Below are 18,023 nucleotides of genomic sequence, written 5' to 3'. Positions count from 1 at the left end.
GAAGATGGGAAGGATCGTTGTCACCGAGTTCATCTCGCTCGACGGCGTGGTCGAGGCCCCCGGCGGCGAGGACTTCAAACACCCCGACTGGAGCTTCGCGTTCGACCGCGGCCAGGACGGCGACGAGTTCAAGCTGGAGGAGGCGCTCGGGGCCGAGGCGCTGCTGATCGGCCGCAGGACCTACGAGTCGTTCGCCGGCGCGTGGCCCGGATACGAGGGGCCGCTGGCCGACAAGTACAACAGCATGCCCAAGTACGTGGTCTCCGGCACGCTGCGCGACCCCGCGTGGAACAACACCCAGGTGATCTCCGGCGACGTGGTCGCGGAGGTGGCCGCGCTGAAACGGCGGCTGAGCGGCGAGATCCAGGTACCCGGCAGTATCAGGCTCGCCCAGGAACTGATCGACCACGACCTCGTCGACGAGATCCGCCTCATGACCTTCCCCGTCGTCCTCGGCACCGGCAGGCGCCTGTTCGGCGAGACCGCCGACAAGTCGACATGGAGGCTCGCCGAATCGAGGACGGTCGGCGAGGGCATTCTGATCACCGTCCACCGGCGCGCCGACCGGTGAATCCCCCCGCCGGGCCGCCGGTGAGGCGCCAGCCTTGTCCGGTCGTCCTCGCGTGCCAGAGCCTGGCGTAGGCACCGCCGGCGGCGAGGAGGGAGTGGTGTGTTCCGGTCTCGGCCACACGACCGTCGTGAACGACCACGATCTGGTCGGCGTCGACGACGTTGTCGAGCCGGTGCGCGATGAGCAGCACGGTGCTGTGCCGGGCGAGCCGGCGGAAGGAGCGCCGCAGGTAGCGTTCGTTCTCCGGGTCGAGCGCGGCGGTGGCCTCGTCCAGCAGGACGATCGGCGCCCGCTTGAGCAGGGCCCGCGCGATCGAGACGCGCTGGCGCTCGCCGCCCGACAGGGCCACCCCGCCTTCGCCGACCTGGGTCAGCCAGCCGTGCGGGAGACGGGCGACGATCTCGTCGACCCCGGCGAGCCGGGCCGCTTCGGCCAGTTCCGTGCCGGTGGCCTCCGGCTGGCCGAGCCGGATGTTGGCCTCCAGGGTGTCGTCGAACAGGTAGACGTCCTGGAAGACCAGGGCGAGCTGGCGGATCAGGTCCTCGGTGCGCAGGTCGCGCACGTCGGCACCGCCGACCCGGACGGCACCGTGCTGAACGTCCCAGAACCGGCTGACCAGCCGGATGACCGTCGTCTTGCCGGAACCCGACGGCCCGACCAGCGCCGTGACCGAGCCGGGCGGCACGGTGAGCGAGAAGTCGCGCAGGACCGGCGTCTCCGGCCGGTAGCCGAAGGTGACGTGGTCGAGTTCGAGCCGCCCCGGCCGGTGCGGCGGCGCGGACACCTCCGGCTCCGGCATGGCCTGTTCCCGCAGCACGTCGGTGAGGCGGCGGAGGTCGGCCGCGGCGATGCGGATCGCGCCGGCGTACTCGCTGACGTCGGCGAGCGGCCCGGCGAAGCGGAACGCGAGCGCGAGCAGCGCGACGGCGGCCGCGGGTGCGATGGCCCCGTCGAGCGTCAGCCGGACCAGCACCAGCACGAGCACGGTCACCGCGAGCTGCACCGCGAGCCCGCTCATGCTCAGGCCCACGACGGCCTGTCCGAGGGTGCGGCGCCGGGTTCGCCGTTGCCCCTCGATGGCGCCCTCCAGCGGCCGGTAACCGTGAACGCTCCGGCCGAACGCGCGCAGCACCCGCTGGTGCCTGCCGAACTCGATGACCCGGCTGCCGGCCTCCACGTCGGCGGCGTGGTTGTGCGCCTCCCCGCGGGCCAGGCTCCTGCCGGCGAAGCGGAACGCCAGCGCGAGAACGGGAACGCACAACGCGGTGGCCAGCCCGAGGCGCCAGTCGTACCAGAACAGCGCGATCGTGACGGTGACCGGCGCCGTGACGGCGATGACCAGGGGCGCCAGCAGATGCGCGAAGATGCCGGTGATCATCATGGTGCCGTCGGTGGCCACGCGGGTCAGCCGTCCGGTGCGGTCGGAGTCGAACCAGCCGAGCGGGAGGCTCACCAGGTGGTCGCCGAGCCGTTGGTGCATCGACGACAGCGTCTCCAGCGCCGCGGCGGAGCCGCGCATGGTCTGCGCGTACCGCACGACGGCGGCGGCCAGGGTCACGACCGCCAGGGTCAGCAGGTGCGTGCCGATGCCGTCCCGTTCCCCGGACGCGAGGTCCTCGACGACCGGCACGAGCAGGGCGGCGGCGACACCGCTGAGCACCCCGTAGACGGCGGTCCAGGCCACGTAGGCGGTCAGGATGTGCGCTCTGGACGGGCCGAGCAGCAGCCGCAGGTCGGTGATCATGCCGGAACCTCCTCGTACGCCGCCCACATGCGCGCGTAGTGCCCGCGCGCGTCGAGCAGTTCGGTGTGGGTGCCGGTCTCGACGACGCGTCCGCGGTCGAGAACGACGATCCGGTCGGCGCCGGTGATGGTGGAGAGCCGGTGTGCGATCACCAGTACCGTGCGCCCGCCGGCCAGCCGGGACAGCGCGTCCTGGATCGCGGCCTCCGACTCCGGGTCGGCGAACGCGGTGGCCTCGTCGAGCACCAGGACGGGCGTGTCGGCGAGCAGTGCCCGGGCGATGCCGACCCGCTGCGCCTCACCGCCGGAGAGGAGGGCGTCCTGCCCGGCGACCGAGTCGTAGCCACGCGGGAGAGCCATGATCCGGTCGTGGATCTGTGCCGCCCGGCACGCCTCGTGGATCTCGGCATCGGTCGCCTCCGGGCGGCCGAGCGCTACGTTCCCCCGGATGGAGTCGTTCAGCAGTTGCACGTCCTGCAGCACGAATCCGATGTGGCGGTAGAGCTCGGCGGGATCGATGTGCCGGACGTCGACGCCGCCCACGCGGATCGCGCCGGCGGTCACGTCGTGGAACCTCGGCAGCAGGGTGGCCAGCGTCGACTTCCCGGAACCGGACGGCCCCACCAGTGCCGTGACCGCCCCCGGCTCGCAGGCGAAGCTCACCCCGTGCAGAACGTCGTGGCCGTCATAGGCGAAACGGACGTCGTCGTAGTCGACCCGGTGTCCCGCCGGCCGCCGCGGCGACACCGGCACCGGCAGCGGCGCGACGTCCAGCAGCCGCTGGATCCGCACCGCGGCGGCCGCGGCGGCGCGCCGGTTCAGCACGCCGAAGCCGACCGGCTCGATCGCGACCGGGATCACGCACGCCAGCAGCACACCGGCCAGCGCCTCACCGGGGGTGACCCAGCCCCGGTCGACGAACCACGCGCCGCCGGCGATGGTGACCAGGCCGACGACGGGCGCGGACACCACCAGTCCGGCAAGCGCCTCGACACGGGTCATCGGCCGGACCCAGTCGGCGAAGAAGTCGGTGTACTCGGCGGCGGCCTGCCGGTAGGCGGCGTGCGCCTTGCGTGCCTGGCCGAAGGCCTTCACCACCGCGATGCCCGAGACGAACTCGACCACGGCGGCGCCCAGCCGCGCGCTGCTCTCGTCCATTTTGCCCAGGGCCTCGTTGGAGCCGCGTTCCATCCAGGCGTAGGCGCCCGCGTACAGCGGGAGCGTCGCCACCGCGAGCAGGGCCAGGCGCCAGTCCAGAATCAGCAGGTAGGTCAGCGCGCCGAGCGGCGTCACGACCGCCGCGGTCAGCTCGACCGCCTGATGGGCCACCAGCTGGTGCAGGGCGTCGACGTCGCCCATCGCGGTCTTGCGCAACCGTCCGGAGGAGTTCCGTGCGAACCAGCCGAGCGGGACCCGCCCCAGGTGCGCGATCATCCGGCGGCGCAGGATCGCCTGCAGCCGCACGTCCGCCACATGGGTGATCGTCAGTGCCGCGCTCATGAACGCGCCGCGCAGCAGCAGCCCGAGGACGATCAGCACCGCCACCAGGGTCACCCGGTCCCGGTCCGGCGGCGTCGCCAGCAGTGCGTCCGCCAGCTCGGCCAGGCCCGCGAACGGCGCGAGCCCGGCCAGCGCCCCCAGCGCGCTCAGCACGCACGCCAGCCGGATGCGGCCCGCGACGGGACTGCGGACGCGCCTGAGCGCCCGCGCCGCCTCCCGCTGGTCGCCGTCGCCGGCGGTCGGCCCGGTCATGAGGTCAGCTGCCATCGGTCGTGAACCATGTCCACGACCCTGGCGCGGCTCACCCCACGGCGTCTTGAACGAATGTTCCGCCGGCGTAGCCGGCCTCATGCCAGGCGCGGTACAGCGCCGCGGGGGTGAACCCCGCCAGTTCACGCAGGTCGCGCGTGAGATGTGACTGGTCGGCGTACCCGAAGCGCGCCGCCACGTCGACGGCGGCCGTCCCCGCCATGATGGCCTCGATCGCGGCGGACAGGCGCACGATCATCGCCGCCCGCTTGGGGCTGACCCCGATCTGGGCGGTGAACCGCGTCCACAGGCGCTTGCGGCTCCACCCCGTCTCGGCCGCCAGGTCACCGGTCCGGCGCCGTCCGCCGCTGGTCACGAGCCCGCGCCAGACGAAGGCCACCTCCGGGTCGACGGAACGGTTCGCGTGAAGCCGGTCGGCGAGCGCCGCCCGGATCTCGCCGAACCGCTCGTCCCATCGGCCGGCTCCCTCGACCGCCGCACGGAGCCGGCGGGCCTCGGCGCCCCACAGATCTTCGAGGCCGACCACCGTGCCGGCCAGCTCGGCGCCCGCCCCGCCGAGGACGGAGTACGCCGCGAGGGGCGACAGGTGGACGTCAACGCAGGCCACGTCCTGGCCGCGCACCCGTACCGAGTTGACGCCCACCCCGCTCACGATGCCGGCCGCCACCGGGTCCGTCCGTTCGATCCGCAGCTCACCGTCGAGGACCAGCACGATCGTCAGGCCCGGCTCGGGCAGCACCCGCATGTCCAGGCCGTGCCCGGCACGGTCGTGGTAGCCCACCAGTTCCACGCCGTCGTATTCAGGCCGTCCGGCCGGCCGGACGACCTCCCAGCCGCCGCCCTGTTCGGCCTGCAAAGTCATGGTCGCGACATTATCCGCCGACGGACTCGATCGAGCCGCGAGTACCAGCCGAGGTGGTCTTGTCGACCACGTGTCCGCGGGTCACTTGGGCCTTGCCGGGCGCATTCGGGCATGCCACGATCGCGCCAATTCTTAGGAAACTTTCCTAAGAATGATCCATGGAGGAAGTGATCGCATGCGACGGATCACGGTACTGGCCGCGGCTCTCACGTTGCTGGCGGGCCTGCTCCCGGCGGTCCTGCCGGCGGTGGCGAACGCGGCCCCGCCCGGGCTCGGCGCGTTCGTGGTCAGCCAGGCCCAATTCGACCAGATGTTCCCGAGCCGCCGACCGTTCTACACCTACAACGGACTGACCTCGGCGATGGGCGCCTTCCCCGCGTTCGCCAATACGGGCAGCGACACCGTCAGGAAGCAGGAGGCCGCCGCCTTCCTGGCCAACGTCAACCATGAGACCGGCGGCCTCGTCCACATCGTCGAGCAGAACACCTCCAACTACCCGCACTACTGCGATCGCAGCCAGCCCTACGGCTGCCCCGCTGGCCAGGCCGCCTACTACGGGCGCGGACCCATCCAGCTCAGCTGGAACTTCAACTACAAGGCGGCGGGCGACGCCCTCGGCCTCAACCTGCTGAACAACCCCTGGCTCGTCGAACGGGACGCGGCGGTCTCGTGGAAGACAGCCCTCTGGTACTGGATGACGCAGAGCGGTCCCGGCACCATGAGCGGCCACAGCGCGATCGTCAACGGGCGCGGTTTCGGCGAGACGATCCGCAGCATCAACGGCGCCCTGGAGTGCGACGGCAGGAATCCGGCCACCGTGCAGAGCCGGGTCAACGCCTACCAGCGCTTCACGCAGATCCTGGGCGTGCCCCCGGGAGGCGACCTCTACTGCTGACGGTCAGCCGTCGAGGCGCATTTCCCGCGGGCTCATCCCGTAGCGGTGCCGGAAGCCGTTGCTGAGCGCGCTGACCGACGAGAAACCCGACGCGTGCGCCAACTCGGTGATGCTCATGTGCCGGTACGCGGGATTCTGCAGCCGGTCGCGCGCCAGGCGGAGCCGCTCCTCCCTGATCAGCTCACGAGGCGTGGTGCCCGCCCGCTGCAGGGCCAGCTGCACCTGCCGCAACGACCACCCCAGCTCCCTGGCCATCGTGATGCCGTTGAGGCCGGGGTCGGCCGCGTGGGCGCGCACGTACCGGCGGGCCAGCGCCTCGACTTCGACCAGATGCCCCGGCGCGTCCGGGCGGTCGTCCCCGGCCACCAGCATGCAGAGCAGCTCCACGATCCGGTCGCTCAGCGCGTCGAACTGCACGCGCCCGAGGCCGCCGCGTTCGCGGGCGGCGCCCGCCACCATGTCGGCCACCACGCGCCCCAGGCCCGCGGACAGGTCGAGTCCCGCGCTGAGCGGGGCCGACAGGTTGAGCGGGCTGTTCACCTCCCGGGCCGGAATCGTCATGATGAACGCCCGCGTGGACGCCTCGTGCAGCAGCTCGGACGGCGCGCTCAAAGTGATCAGGCCCCCGGTGCCCGGCGTCAGCCGCACCTCCCGATCGTCCTGGCGCACCACCAGTGCCCCGGTGATCGGGACCAGCAGGCGGTAGTCCTCGTCGGGGTCCGCCCGCACCAGACCCGCGGTCCGCGCGTACCTGACCTGGTCGGACCAGAACTCGACGAGCTGATAGGCCTCGGTGCGCTGCCGGACCGTCCCCGCCTGGAAGTCCTCACGGTGCGGGTAACGGTAGTCGAGCCGGCCCTGATAGCCGGTGACGTGCTCGCTCCAGCAGTCGGCACGCTCGTGCGGCGGCACCTCCGCGGTCCGGAACGATTCCACCGAATAGGTCGCTTCGGCCACCGCAGACACCTTCCACCGCAGCCACCGGCACCGGCCGGTGAAGGCTCGCAAAAATCACATCACGATGGTTGCGCACCGCACACGGCGATTTACGCACCGCCATCATAATGCGACTATCTCGCCCTGTGCCAGGCAAACACGACGACAGTCACGCACGTCACGCGCACCCCTCCGAAACGGCACCGCGACGGCACCGCGCACGCTGCGTCCAGCACCAACTCCCCTGCGCGTTCGCGCAAGCACACCGCCGCCGCGCCGATCTACGCTCTCGACATCGGGCACGCACCAGATCAGCCGGTACGGCTGACGGATCAGGCTGCCCGGACACGCCCGTGGAGGAGGAAAATCGGTGGACCGGGGCCGGTGGCCAAGCGGGCTGGAACACAGTTGCCCGATGCGAGCACAGTGGCCGGAGACTCCCGCGGGGTCTCCGGAACTCGAACGGCTGGTGCTCGCTCCCACGGCCGCGTCCGTGCGCCGCGCCCGCGACTTCACGCACAAACGCCTCGCGGACTGGGGACTGGAAGAGCTGCTCGACGACACGGTGATCGTCATGTCCGAGCTGCTCTCCAACGCCCTCACGCACGCCCTGACGCGCACTTCGACCACGCCGGCCCTGCAGCTGGTCCTGATCCGGCATCCCCGTTCGCTGGTGGTCGTGGTGACCGACCCGGCGAGCGCCCCTCCGCTGCCGGTCGTCCAGCCCGACGAGTTCGCCACGTCCGGCCGCGGTCTGCACATCGTCGACACGTTGAGCAGCCGGTGGGGGTGGGTGCCCCTGAGCACCCGCGGCAAGGCCGTCTGGGCGGTCCTCGATGAGATGTGAAACGGTCCAGGGCGCGAAGTAAACCGTTTTGGCCATGGGGACGCCCGCTGGCAGGGTCGTGATCCTATGGACAACAGACCCGTCATCTCCGAGGTACCGGCCGGGCCGGTGCCCGTTCCCGGCGTCGTCGCGGCGCTGGCCGGCGGCGCCGCCGTCACTCCGGTGTGGCGCAACGAACTGGGCGGCCTGACCTTCCGCCTCGACGGCGAGACGACCAGATACGTCAAGTGGGTGGCCGCCGGCACCCCCGAGATCGACCTGCCCGGCGAGGCCGAACGCCTGGCCTGGGCACAGCGGTGGGCACGCGTCCCGCGGGTCCTGGACCACGGCACCGACGCCGAGGGGGCGTGGCTGGTCACCGCGGCCGTCCCCGGCCGGTCGGCGGTGGATCCCCGCTGGCAGGCCGAGCCCGCCACGGCCTCGGCCGCGATCGGCCATGGCCTGCGCCTGCTCCACGACGCCCTGCCGGTCGACCGCTGCCCGTTCGACTGGAGCGTCGAACGGCGGCTCGCCCGTGCCGACGAGCGCGTCGCCGACGGCGAAGGCCCGGCCGACTGGGCTCCCGAGCACCGGCACCTCGACCTCGCGGAGGCTCGCGCACGGCTGGCCGAACCGCCCGCGATCGACCGGCTGGTGGTCTGCCACGGGGACGCGTGCGTCCCCAACACCCTGCTGCACGACGACGGCCGCTTCGCCGCGCACGTCGATCTGGGCACGCTCGGGCTCGCCGACCGGTGGGCCGACCTGGCGGTCGCGACGTGGAGCCTGGAATGGGACTACGGCCCCGGCTTCGACGGCATCCTGTACGACGCGTACGAGATCGCCCCCGATGCCGAGCGCGTCGCCTACTACCGCCTGCTCTACGACCTGGCCTGAAGCCCGCTCCGGATACCCCGTGACCCGGGCGCCGGACATCGGACAAGGACCCTGTCGCCGGTCAGGCGGAGCGGCGGAGTGCGGTGAGTCCCTCCTCGGTGGTGGAGTAGACGTCGAGGGCGGCGTTCAGGCCGGTGATGTCAAGGGCACGTGCGGCGCGCGGCTGCACCGCGCTCAGCGCCATGCGGCCCCCGGCCTCCTGGATCTGGCGGAGCACGTGGATGAGCACGCGCAATCCCATCGAGTCCATGAAGCCCACCCCGGCGAGATCCAGCAGAAGGTCACATCGACCTTCCTCGATCGCGGCGCGCACCAGCTCGCTCAGCCGGTCGCGGGCCTCCTCGGCGGTCGCGAACTCCAGGTCCCCGGTCAGCGTCACCACCGTGACGGTGCCCTCGACCTGTTCAACGACCCGCATCTGAGTCATCGTGCCGTACCTCCACTGGTCCATCTGAGGCAACCGCAAGATCGTTGCATACCGGTCGATATCGTCGAGATCCGGCCACAATCCGCCATCCCGTCCGGGTGTATTGATCGGTGGCGCGGCCGGGGGGAGACTGCAAGGGCTGGGGAGGGCCAGGGTTTCCTCACAAGACCGGCCCCCGCCAGGCAAGGCCTCGGTCGCGCCATGCCCCCGTTGGCACGGCCGGGGCCTTGTCGTGTTCCTGACCATTCCCGAGGGTGAAATCGTGATAGCGGTGGGTAAACGGAGGCAATGGCCGTACGACACCATTACTTCGCCGCACCGCGAGAGGCCGTGTGGGCCGCCCTGGCGGACGGGGCACGCTATGCCGACTGGGTGGTCGGCACCCGGGAGATCCTCCGCGAGGACCCCGCCTGGCCCGCCGTGGGGTCGCAGATCGAGTTCGCCGTCGGCTGGGGGCCGCTGAAGTACCGCAACCGGACGGTGGTGCGGATCTGCGAGCCGCTGGACCGCCTGGAGCTGGAGATCAAGATGGGGCTCCTCGGTGCCGTGCGGGTCGCCTTCCAGCTGCTCCCGTGGGGCGAGGGCGCCGTGCTCATCGTGGACGAGCATCCGCTGCGCGGTATCAGCGCGGGCCTGCACGGACCGCCCGGCGAAGTGGTCCTCAGCCTGCGCAACCGGCTGATGTTGCGCAACCTCACGGCCATCGTGGCGGAGAAGAAGCGCGAAGGCGCCGGTGAGCCGGCCGCCTCACGCGTGCCGGGCTAGAGACGCGGGCGCATCAGGGTGCGCTGGAGAGCGGCCAAGGGGCGCCGCAGCGGCCCGTGGGCCCGCAAAGCCGCCTGTGCGGCGTTGGCTCCGCAGGCCCCGTGCACTCCGCCGCCCGGATGGGCCGACGCGGACGCCAGGTAGAGACCGGCTACCGGGGTCTCGGGCCGCCCGGTTCCGGGGGTGGGGCGGAAGACGAGTTGCTGGTGGATGGCCGACGTTCCACCGTTCAGAGCGCCGTTCACCAGGTTGGCGTCATGGCTCTGCAGGGTGTGCGGTGAGAGGACGCGGCGCGCCACGATGCGGTCGCCGAAGCCGGGTGCGTACCGTTCGACCAGGGCCTCCACCCGGGCGGCCATCGCCGTCCGCTCGCGCTCGTCCCACGCACCGGTGATCTGGTCGGGACCGGCGTCGCCTTCGACCGTCTGCGGGACGTGCGTGTACGCCCAGGCCGATTCGGTGCCCGTGGGCGAACGCGACGGGTCGGCCGTGGTCATCTGGCCCAGCAGGGCGAACGGCTCCGAGGGCACGCGGCGGGTGGAGATCTGCGCGGTGAAGTCGGTGAGCGCGTTCATCCCCGACGCCAGGTGCAGGGTCCCCGCCCGCCTGGCGTCCGCCGACGACCACGGGATCGGCCCCGACAGCGCCCAGTCGACCTTGAACGTGGCGAAGTCCCACTGGAAGCGCCGCAGGTCGTCCCGCAGGCGCGCGGGCAGGTGCTCCCAGCCGACGAGTCCCCCGTACAGGGCGGGCGCGGACACGTCCGCCAGGACCGCCCGGGACGCGCGGACCTTCTCGCCCGCCTCGGTGGCGACGCCCAGCGCGCGGCCGTCGCGGACGATGACCTCGGTCACCCGGGTACCGCACCGGACCGTGCCGCCCTTGGACTCCAGCCGCCGCACCAGCGCCCCGGTCAGCTCGCTCGCGCCGCCTTCGGGCACCGGCCAGCCGTACTGCTGCCCGAGCATCGCCAGCACCCAGCCGAACGCCGAGCTCGCGGCCGACTCCGGGAACAGGTCGGCGTGCAGTGCCGAGCCGGCGAGCAGCAGCGGCCCGCCCTGACCGGCGAACTCCTCCTCGCCGAGCCGCCGCACCGGCAGCAGCAGGAACCGCAGCAGCCGCAGCCCGCCCGCCGCCCGCACCTTGCGCGCCAGCGACGCCCCCGACCTGACCGGCGGGAACGGGGAGAACAGCGCGCCGAGGACATCGTCGCCGAGCAGTTCCCACCTCCGGTAGAGCCGCAGCCACGCCTCGCCGTCGCCCTTGCCGAACTCGTCGAGATTCGCGGCGGTGCGCTCGGCGTCCCGTTCCAGCAGCGCGCACCGGCCGTCCGGCAGCGGATGCGCGACCACGGCGGGGGCGTGTCTCCAGCGCAACCCGTGGCGTTCCAGCTCCATGGCCCGCATCACCGGCGAGGCGATGCCCAGCGGGTAGAACGAGCTGCACAGGTCGCTCACGTAGTCGGGGTGGACGCCCCGGTCGCTGCGCACCGCGCCGCCGGGGACGGGCTCGGCCTCCAGGACCTCGACGGACCAGCCCGCGTCCACCAGCACGTTCGCCGCGACCAACCCGTTGGGCCCGGCTCCGATCACCACGACATCAGCCATAGTGGGCGCCTACCCAGGCGATGACTCCTTACCGACCGTGCGCCGGAGAAGATTACCGAAGTGTAGAAAACGTCTGGCGGGTATGGGTTGGGCGTATCTGAAAAAGGAGGAACATACGATGCGCCGCATCAGCGCCGCACTTCAGGCCATTCTTTCGACGCTCATCAACGTCGTGACCCTTCCCTTCCGGGTGCTCGCCAGTCTGCTTTCGCCCTCACGCCGCCGCTCCCGCCGTCGCGCCGCGTGACCCCCCGTTCGCCCCAGTAGACCAGGTCGTCGCGCAACGTCAGATCATGCGCGCGGACCTTTCGAGGGGCACACCGGTGGCCCTGTCCCCCGCCCCGGTCGTGTCCCGAATCAAGCTTCCGAATCAGGCCCCTGACTCAGGGCCGCAGCACCAGAGCCTGCCCGGCCAGCTCGGCGAACCGGACCGCGTTGCGGACGGCCGCGCCGTGCGGGTCGTTGTTGAAGTAGACGTAGGCCTCCTCGTGCGCGGTCTCGTTGATCCGGTTCACCCAGGTTTCGAGGGCCCGGTCGCCGTACATGGGCCACGGCCTGGCCGCGCCCTCGTGGAAGCGCACGTACACCCAGTCAGTGGTCCGCCACAGCGGGGTCAGCGGGCGGCTGTGCCGGTCGGCCCAGCACAGCGCGGCGCGGTGCCGTTCGAGTACGGAACGCACCTCGCCGGTCCACCACGAGGGATGCCGCGGCTCCACCGCCACCCGTACGCGCGCGGGAAAGCGCCGCAGGCAGGCGGCGAGGCGTTCGGGCTCCGCGCGCAACGTCGGAGGCAGTTGCAGCAGGATCGGGCCCAGCTTGGCGCCGAGGCCGTCGGCGACGCCCATGAGGCGCTCCACCGGCTCGTCCGGCTCGCGCAGCCGCTTCATGTGCGTGAGGAAGCGGCTCGCCTTCACCGCCATCACGAAGCCGTCCGGCGTACGATCCCGCCAGCTCTCGAACGTCTCCCTCTTGGGCAGGCGGTAGAAGGCGTTGTTGTTCTCGACCGTGGGAAAGCTCTCCGCGTACCGCTCCAGCCAGCGCCGCTGGGGCAGCTCGCTCGGATAGAGCCGCCCGCGCCAGTCGGCGTACTGCCACCCGGACGTGCCGATCAACATCGTGCCTCCTCGTGAGAGGCCCGTACCCGCGAACGGGGCGAACGTTCACTCACCCCGTGACCAAATCGCCTTACTTGCGGAGCGACCGGAGACGTGCGGCGGCTAGCCTTCCCGGGTGAGATGTCGCCACACGATGACCGTAAGCTGAAAGTCATGTCCGACGGCCGCCCCGGGTGTCACTGCATCATCGATCACGACTACGGTGACCGCGACCGCCTCGACAATTTCGAGCTTCGCACGATCGTCCACGTCAGCCAGTACGGCTGGAGCGTCGTCCTGGTCCCCGGCGACGCCGAGGGCCCCGGATGGGCCTACACGATCGGGCTCTGGCACAGCTTCCGTTCCCCCGAGCTGGCGATGTTCGGTGGCGACATCTACGAGATGGAGGCCATCCTCAACACGCTCGGCCAGCAGACCGCCGAGGGCGACGCACCCGAGGACGGCGGCCGGCGCGAGGACGTGGTGCGCGGGCAGACCGCCGCCTTCCGGACGGTCGACCCGCGCTGGTACGAGGGCATGTTCAAGGGGGCGCTCTCGTTCTACCGCCGCCCCCCGCTGCCCTTTCTGCAGGTCGTGTGGCCCAACCCCGAGGGGCTGTACCTGTGGCAGCCCGGCACCGAGCTGATCTTCCGTCACTCGCAGCCATGGCTGTGGCTCAACCCGCGGCAACACCCCGAGGGCGCGTGGACCCGGCACCTGTGAGCCCGTGCGGCATAGGGTCGGCGGGTGTTCGGGCCCATCGCCGAGACCATCCAGACCCCGCGCCTCACCCTGGAGCCGCCGGCCGTCCACGACGCCGACGAGATGGCCGAGGTGCTCGGCGACCACCGTCTCCATGACTTCATCGGCGGCGATCCGCCGACGCTCGCCGAACTGCGGGTCCGCTACGCGCACCTGGTCGCCGGCCCGGCCCCGTTCCACCAGGAATGGTGGCTCATCTGGATCGTCCGCCGCAGCCGCGACCAGCGGGCCATCGGCTACGTCCAGGCGACGGTCACGCCGGGCGTGCGCGGCACCCCCACCGCACCACGGGCGGACGCGCCGCTTCGGGCGGACGCCGCGCGACGGGCGGACGCGCCGCTTCGGGCGGATGTCGCCTGGGTCGTCGGGATGCCCTACCAGGGATTCGGCTTCGCCACCGAGGCGGCCGCCGCCATGCTCGGCTGGCTCCGCGATCACGCCGTCCGCGAGATCACCGCCACCGTGCATCCCGGCAACGCCCCCTCCGCCGCCGTGGCGCGCAAGCTCGGTCTCCGCCCCACCGCCGACCGGTCGGGCGAGGAGATCGTGTGGCGCGGCACGTGAGAGATCGGGAATGTCGGGTAACACCTCGATCTCGTTCAGTGGCCACGCGAACCTCGGCGGGTACGCAACAATCGACGGGCCACGCACCCAACGCGGTCGAGGAGTGGGAACGATGCCTGAGGTCTGGCCCGGCGGGCCGTATCCGCTGGGCGCCACCTGGGACGGCTCGGGCACCAACTTCGCCCTGTTCTCCGAGGTCGCCCACAAGGTGGAGCTGTGCCTCTTCGACGACGAGGGACGCGAGGAGCGGCACGAGCTGCCCGAGGTCGACGGACACCTGTGGCACGGCTACATCCCCGGCATCGGCCCGGGCCGGCGCTACGGCTACCGCGTGCACGGCCCGTACGAGCCGCGCGACGGCCACCGCTGCAACCCGGCCAAGCTGCTGCTCGACCCGTACGGGAAGGCCGTCGAGGGCGGCGTGCGCTGGCACGAGTCGCTGTTCTCCTACCACTTCGGCGACCCGGACACCCTCAACGACACCGACAGCGCCCCCTACATGCCGAAGAACGTCGTGATCAACCCGTTCTTCGACTGGGCCGACGACCGGCCGCCGCGGACCCCGTACCACGAGACGGTGATCTACGAGGCGCACGTCACGGCGCTCACCAAGCTGCACCCCGGCATCCCGGAGGAGCAGCGCGGCACCTACGCCGGCCTGGCGCAGCCGGTCATGATCGACCATCTGCTCGACCTCGGCGTGACCGCGGTCGAGCTGATGCCCGTCCACCAGCACATCCCCGAGCACGCGCTGGTCGCACGCGGCCTGACGAACTACTGGGGTTACAACACGATCGGCTTCCTGGCCCCGCACAACACCTACAGCGCCGCCGGTGAACGGGGCGAGCAGGTCATGGAGTTCAAGGCGATGGTGCGCGCGCTCCACGAGGCGGGCATCGAGGTCATCCTGGACGTGGTCTACAACCACACCGCCGAGGGCGACCATCTGGGGCCGACGCTGTCGTTCCGGGGCATCGACAACGCCTCGTACTACCGGCTGCGCGACGACGACAAGCGCTACCACCTCGACTACACGGGCTGCGGCAACTCGCTCAACGTGCGCAGCCCGCACGCGCTCCAGCTCATCATGGACTCGCTGCGCTACTGGATCCTGGAGATGCACGTCGACGGGTTCCGGTTCGACCTGGCGTCGGCGCTGGCGCGCGAGCTGCACGACGTCGACCGGCTGTCGGCGTTCTTCGACCTGGTCCAGCAGGATCCGGTGGTCTCGCAGGTCAAGCTGATCGCCGAGCCGTGGGACGTGGGCGAGGGCGGCTACCAGGTCGGCAACTTCCCGCCGCTGTGGACCGAGTGGAACGGCAAGTACCGCGACACCGTCCGCGACTTCTGGCGCGGGCGGCCCGCGACGATGCCGGAGTTCGCCTCGCGCCTGACGGGGTCGAGCGACCTGTACGAGCACAGCGCCCGCCGCCCGTGGGCGTCGATCAACTTCGTGACCTGCCACGACGGCTTCACGCTCAACGACCTGGTCTCGTACGACGGCAAGCACAACGATGCCAACGGCGAGGCCAACCGCGACGGCACCGACGACAACCGCTCCTGGAACTGCGGCGAGGAGGGGCCCACCGACGACCCCGCGATCCTCGGACTCCGGACCCGCCAGCGCCGCAACTTCCTGGCGACGCTCTTCCTCGCGCAGGGCGTGCCGATGTTGTCGCACGGCGACGAGCTGGGCCGCACGCAGCACGGCAACAACAACGCCTACTGCCAGGACAACGAGCTGTCGTGGATCGACTGGCGCTCCGTTCGCCAGGACGACCTGGACTTCGTCCGTGCGCTCGCCCAGCTCCGCAAGGACCATCCGATCTTCCGCCGGCGGCGCTTCTTCAGGGGCGTCCGGCTGGGCGACGGCCCCGCCGACATCGCCTGGCTGACGCCGACCGGAGACACGATGACCGACGACGACTGGACGGTGGGCTTCGCCAAGTCGCTCGGGGTCTTCCTCAACGGCGAGGCCATCACCGAACCCGACCCGCGCGGCCGCCGCATCAGGGACGACTCGTTCCTCCTGCTCATCAACGCGCACTCGCAGTACGTGGAGTTCACGCTGCCCGGCCCGGAGTACGGCGAACGCTGGGAGTACGCGCTCGACACCGCAGCGCCCGACACCCTGGGCGAGCGTGAGCGCCTCAAGGCCCAGGACCGGCTCGACGTGACCAGCCGTTCCCTGACGGTGCTCCGCCGCATCTGAACGCGGCCCGCCGCCCCGAAACGCCGCTAGGGGCGGCTGACCTCGATGGCCGTCAGGAAGACCAGGACGAACGTCGCGACCGCGACCACACCGTGCATCACCACGGCCGTCGCGGGGAAGTCCTGCTCCGCTCCCCTGGCATGGCGCCCGCCGCGCCCCACCAGCCAGCGCGTGAAGAGCAGGAAACCCTGGAAGATGACCACCAGCAACGTGCCGAACGCGGCCCAGGCGTACCCGGCCTCGCCGGTGGCGAGGTAGGCGACCCACACGACGAGCCCCGCGACGGCGGCGACCGGATGACCGGTCACCACGAGCCTCGGGAAGCGCGTCACCTTTGTCGACTGCTCGCGCAGGCCGCCCTGCCGTATCCAGATCGTCAGCAGGTGCGACCCCACGATGGCGGACAGGACCCATGCGGCGAGCGCAGCGAACTCCACCCCCGCTCCCCCCTTCGACGCGGTGCCTTTCCGCCTCCAGTGTCGCTCTGACTCAACCCAACTATGACCGATTCGTGAATATTTGGATACAGACCGTTATCGAACGCGTGCCCCGTCCCTCGGCAGTGGCCGGCGCGCATGCCCGCCGCGATCCAGGGCAGGGCACCTGTCTAGGGTGAAATCGAACTGGCATCCGAGACATGGGGGTGGCGATGCGGCGGCTCTCTTCTGCTTCCGACCCGGTCGACCTGGGTGAGGCGTACGCGTACCCGGCGGAGGGTGCCTGGTTGCGGGCGAACATGATCTCCACGTTGGACGGCGCGGCGTGGTCGCTCGAAGGGCGCAGCGGCGGGCTCGGGAACGAGGCGGACCGGCGGCTGTTCTCCGTGCTGCGCGGGCTGGCGGACGTGGTGATCGCCGGAGCCGGCACGGCCCGCGTCGAAGGGTACGGACCCGTCGATCCCGGGCCGGGGTGGGAGAAGCTGCGGAAGGGCCGGACGGCGGTGCCGCCGCTGGCCATCGTGTCCCGGCGGCTCGACCTCGACCTGGACGGGCCGCTGTTCACCGAGGCCGACCCGCGGACGATCCTGCTGACGGTCGAGGACGCGCCCGCCGACCGGCTGCAGCAGGCCCGCGACGTCGCCGAGGTGATCGTCGCCGGGGAGCACGCGGTCGACTTCGCGGTGGCCGTCCGGCGGCTGGAGGCACTGGGGCACCGGCGGCTGCTCTGCGAGGGCGGCCCGCATGTGCTCGCGCAGGTGGTGGAGGCCGGAGTGCTCGACGAGCTGTGCCTGACGGTGAGCCCGACCATGCTTTCGGGAGAGGCTTCGCGCATCCTGAACGGAACGTCGCTGGCGGCGCCGGCGAACCTGACGCTCGGCCAGGTGCTCGAAGACGAGGGTTACCTCTTCATGCGCTACTTCAAGGCGTAACGCAGAAACAGAACGCCCTCGTCCTCGTAGAGAGCGGTGAGGCCGAGATCCACGGGGACGGGCAGCCCGCCGAGGAGACGGGTGCCGCCCAGCGTCGTGCCCAGCAGGGCCGGGGCCATGTTGAGGCACAGCTCGTCCACCAGGCCCGCCCGGATCAGCGACGTCGCCAGTGCCGGGCCGCCTTCGCAGAGCAGCCGCTCGAAGCCGAGGGTCTCGCGCAGTTCGCGGACCGCCGCCGAAAGATCCAGCTCGTCGTGTCCCGCCGCCACGGTCCTGATGCCGGACGGCACGGCGGGGGCCGCCGCCTCGGTGGTGACCACGATCGTGGGCGACTCGGCCTCGGTGAAGATCGGCAGCGTCCAGTCGAGGTCGAGGCCGCGGGACACGACGACGATGGGCGCGGGCGGACCGCCCCGGCGTTCGCGCAGATCGGAGCGGAGGCGGGCCGGACCGAGCCGCCCGGTCCGCACGGTGGCCGCGCCGACGAGGATCGCGTCGGCCAGGGCCCGCAGGGTCCGGAAGACCCGGAAGTCGGCGTCTCCCCCGAGGCCGTCGGTCCAGCCCTCGGCGTCGGTCACCGATCCGTCGGCGCTCATCACCATCCCGATCCGGAGGCCCGGCGCGTCCGCGTACGCCTCGTACGGGTCGACGCCGGTGGCGGGCTCGGGCAGCAATCGGCGCATGACCTGCACCTTAGACGAAGGATTCGACGGGGGCCGAAGG

19 protein-coding genes are annotated in these 18,023 nt (G+C 71.4%); 10 read left to right on the top strand and 9 right to left on the bottom strand.

Features of this window, described 5'->3' with window-relative positions; genetic code table 11:
- Positions 1–4 precede the first annotated feature (4 nt).
- Complete coding sequence (locus ABD333_RS10105) at positions 5–571, top strand: dihydrofolate reductase family protein (RefSeq protein WP_344539924.1); 567 nt, start codon at positions 5–7, stop codon at positions 569–571.
- Here the strand turns inward: ABD333_RS10105 and ABD333_RS10100 are convergent.
- The 3 genes from ABD333_RS10100 to ABD333_RS10090 are packed head-to-tail and all read right to left on the bottom strand — an operon-like array spanning position 543 to position 4,946.
- Positions 543–2,315, bottom strand: coding sequence for an ABC transporter ATP-binding protein (locus tag ABD333_RS10100; protein WP_344539923.1), 1,773 nt, complete (start codon positions 2,313–2,315; stop codon positions 543–545). The two genes, ABD333_RS10105 and ABD333_RS10100, sit on opposite strands and share 29 nt — an antisense overlap.
- Positions 2,312–4,081 (bottom strand): ABC transporter ATP-binding protein, encoded by a 1,770-nt coding sequence (locus tag ABD333_RS10095; RefSeq protein WP_344539921.1) that lies wholly within the window; start codon positions 4,079–4,081, stop codon positions 2,312–2,314. Before ABD333_RS10095 ends, ABD333_RS10100 begins: the two co-directional genes overlap by 4 nt.
- Before the next feature lie 34 nt (positions 4,082–4,115).
- Complete coding sequence (locus tag ABD333_RS10090) at positions 4,116–4,946, bottom strand: helix-turn-helix domain-containing protein (protein ID WP_344539919.1); 831 nt, start codon at positions 4,944–4,946, stop codon at positions 4,116–4,118.
- Positions 4,947–5,121: 175 nt separating this feature from the next.
- Between ABD333_RS10090 and ABD333_RS10085 the strand changes: the two genes are divergently transcribed.
- Complete coding sequence (locus ABD333_RS10085) at positions 5,122–5,841, top strand: chitinase (RefSeq protein WP_344539917.1); 720 nt, start codon at positions 5,122–5,124, stop codon at positions 5,839–5,841.
- Positions 5,842–5,844: 3 nt separating this feature from the next.
- Here the strand turns inward: ABD333_RS10085 and ABD333_RS10080 are convergent, their stop codons facing one another.
- On the bottom strand, positions 5,845–6,798 hold the full coding sequence (locus ABD333_RS10080; RefSeq protein WP_344539916.1) for an AraC family transcriptional regulator: 954 nt from the start codon (positions 6,796–6,798) through the stop codon (positions 5,845–5,847).
- A gap of 394 nt (positions 6,799–7,192) precedes the next feature.
- Between ABD333_RS10080 and ABD333_RS10075 the strand changes: the two genes are divergently transcribed.
- Both ABD333_RS10075 and ABD333_RS10070 read left to right on the top strand, forming a co-directional pair.
- On the top strand, positions 7,193–7,624 hold the full coding sequence (locus ABD333_RS10075; RefSeq protein ID WP_344539914.1) for an ATP-binding protein: 432 nt from the start codon (positions 7,193–7,195) through the stop codon (positions 7,622–7,624).
- Positions 7,625–7,690: 66 nt separating this feature from the next.
- A complete protein-coding gene (locus ABD333_RS10070; RefSeq protein WP_344539913.1) occupies positions 7,691–8,500 on the top strand; it encodes an aminoglycoside 3'-phosphotransferase in 810 nt (269 codons plus the stop codon).
- A 61-nt stretch (positions 8,501–8,561) separates the two neighbouring features.
- On the opposite strand, the gene ABD333_RS10065 is transcribed toward ABD333_RS10070, so the two are convergent.
- Positions 8,562–8,918, bottom strand: coding sequence for an STAS domain-containing protein (locus ABD333_RS10065; RefSeq protein WP_344539911.1), 357 nt, complete (start codon positions 8,916–8,918; stop codon positions 8,562–8,564).
- A gap of 297 nt (positions 8,919–9,215) precedes the next feature.
- Between ABD333_RS10065 and ABD333_RS10060 the strand changes: the two genes are divergently transcribed.
- Positions 9,216–9,692: an SRPBCC family protein gene (locus tag ABD333_RS10060; RefSeq protein ID WP_344539910.1), complete on the top strand. Its 477-nt coding sequence runs from the start codon at positions 9,216–9,218 to the stop codon at positions 9,690–9,692.
- Here the strand turns inward: ABD333_RS10060 and ABD333_RS10055 are convergent.
- Positions 9,689–11,299 (bottom strand): phytoene desaturase family protein, encoded by a 1,611-nt coding sequence (locus tag ABD333_RS10055; protein ID WP_344539908.1) that lies wholly within the window; start codon positions 11,297–11,299, stop codon positions 9,689–9,691. The genes ABD333_RS10060 and ABD333_RS10055 overlap by 4 nt on opposite strands.
- A 118-nt stretch (positions 11,300–11,417) precedes the next feature.
- Between ABD333_RS10055 and ABD333_RS10050 the strand changes: the two genes are divergently transcribed.
- Entirely contained in the window at positions 11,418–11,546 is a 129-nt protein-coding gene (locus tag ABD333_RS10050; protein ID WP_344539906.1) for an LPFR motif small protein, read from the top strand.
- A 136-nt stretch (positions 11,547–11,682) separates the two neighbouring features.
- Here ABD333_RS10050 and ABD333_RS10045 read toward each other — a convergent pair whose 3' ends face one another.
- On the bottom strand, positions 11,683–12,414 hold the full coding sequence (locus ABD333_RS10045) for a DUF72 domain-containing protein (RefSeq protein WP_344539904.1): 732 nt from the start codon (positions 12,412–12,414) through the stop codon (positions 11,683–11,685).
- A 153-nt stretch (positions 12,415–12,567) separates the two neighbouring features.
- On the opposite strand from ABD333_RS10045, the gene ABD333_RS10040 reads away from it, so the two are divergent.
- The 3 genes from ABD333_RS10040 to glgX all read left to right on the top strand — a co-directional run bounded on the left by ABD333_RS10040 (position 12,568) and on the right by glgX (position 15,931).
- Entirely contained in the window at positions 12,568–13,116 is a 549-nt protein-coding gene (locus tag ABD333_RS10040) for a DUF4262 domain-containing protein (RefSeq protein ID WP_344539902.1), read from the top strand.
- Positions 13,117–13,140: 24 nt separating this feature from the next.
- Positions 13,141–13,719, top strand: coding sequence for a GNAT family N-acetyltransferase (locus ABD333_RS10035; protein WP_344539901.1), 579 nt, complete (start codon positions 13,141–13,143; stop codon positions 13,717–13,719).
- Between the two features lie 112 nt (positions 13,720–13,831).
- Positions 13,832–15,931, top strand: a complete 2,100-nt coding sequence (gene glgX, locus ABD333_RS10030; RefSeq protein ID WP_344539900.1) for a glycogen debranching protein GlgX — start codon at positions 13,832–13,834, stop codon at positions 15,929–15,931.
- Positions 15,932–15,957: 26 nt separating this feature from the next.
- Here the strand turns inward: glgX and ABD333_RS10025 are convergent, their stop codons facing one another.
- The gene (locus ABD333_RS10025; RefSeq protein WP_344539898.1) at positions 15,958–16,368 is read right to left on the bottom strand and encodes a hypothetical protein; all 411 of its coding nucleotides are present in this window, start codon (positions 16,366–16,368) and stop codon (positions 15,958–15,960) included.
- A 200-nt stretch (positions 16,369–16,568) separates the two neighbouring features.
- Here ABD333_RS10025 and ABD333_RS10020 point away from each other — a divergent pair, with 200 nt between their 5' ends.
- The gene (locus tag ABD333_RS10020; protein WP_344539896.1) at positions 16,569–17,300 is read left to right on the top strand and encodes a pyrimidine reductase family protein; all 732 of its coding nucleotides are present in this window, start codon (positions 16,569–16,571) and stop codon (positions 17,298–17,300) included.
- Here the strand turns inward: ABD333_RS10020 and ABD333_RS10015 are convergent.
- On the bottom strand, positions 17,285–17,983 hold the full coding sequence (locus ABD333_RS10015) for a dihydrofolate reductase family protein (RefSeq protein ID WP_344539894.1): 699 nt from the start codon (positions 17,981–17,983) through the stop codon (positions 17,285–17,287). The two genes, ABD333_RS10020 and ABD333_RS10015, sit on opposite strands and share 16 nt — an antisense overlap.
- Between the last annotated feature and the right edge of the window lie 40 nt (positions 17,984–18,023).

Origin of the sequence: Actinomadura fulvescens (assembly GCF_039533225.1) — a bacterium.
In the GTDB taxonomy this organism is placed as follows: Bacteria; Actinomycetota; Actinomycetes; order Streptosporangiales; family Streptosporangiaceae; genus Spirillospora; species Spirillospora fulvescens.
This window is presented reverse-complemented; position numbering and strand designations above follow the sequence as displayed.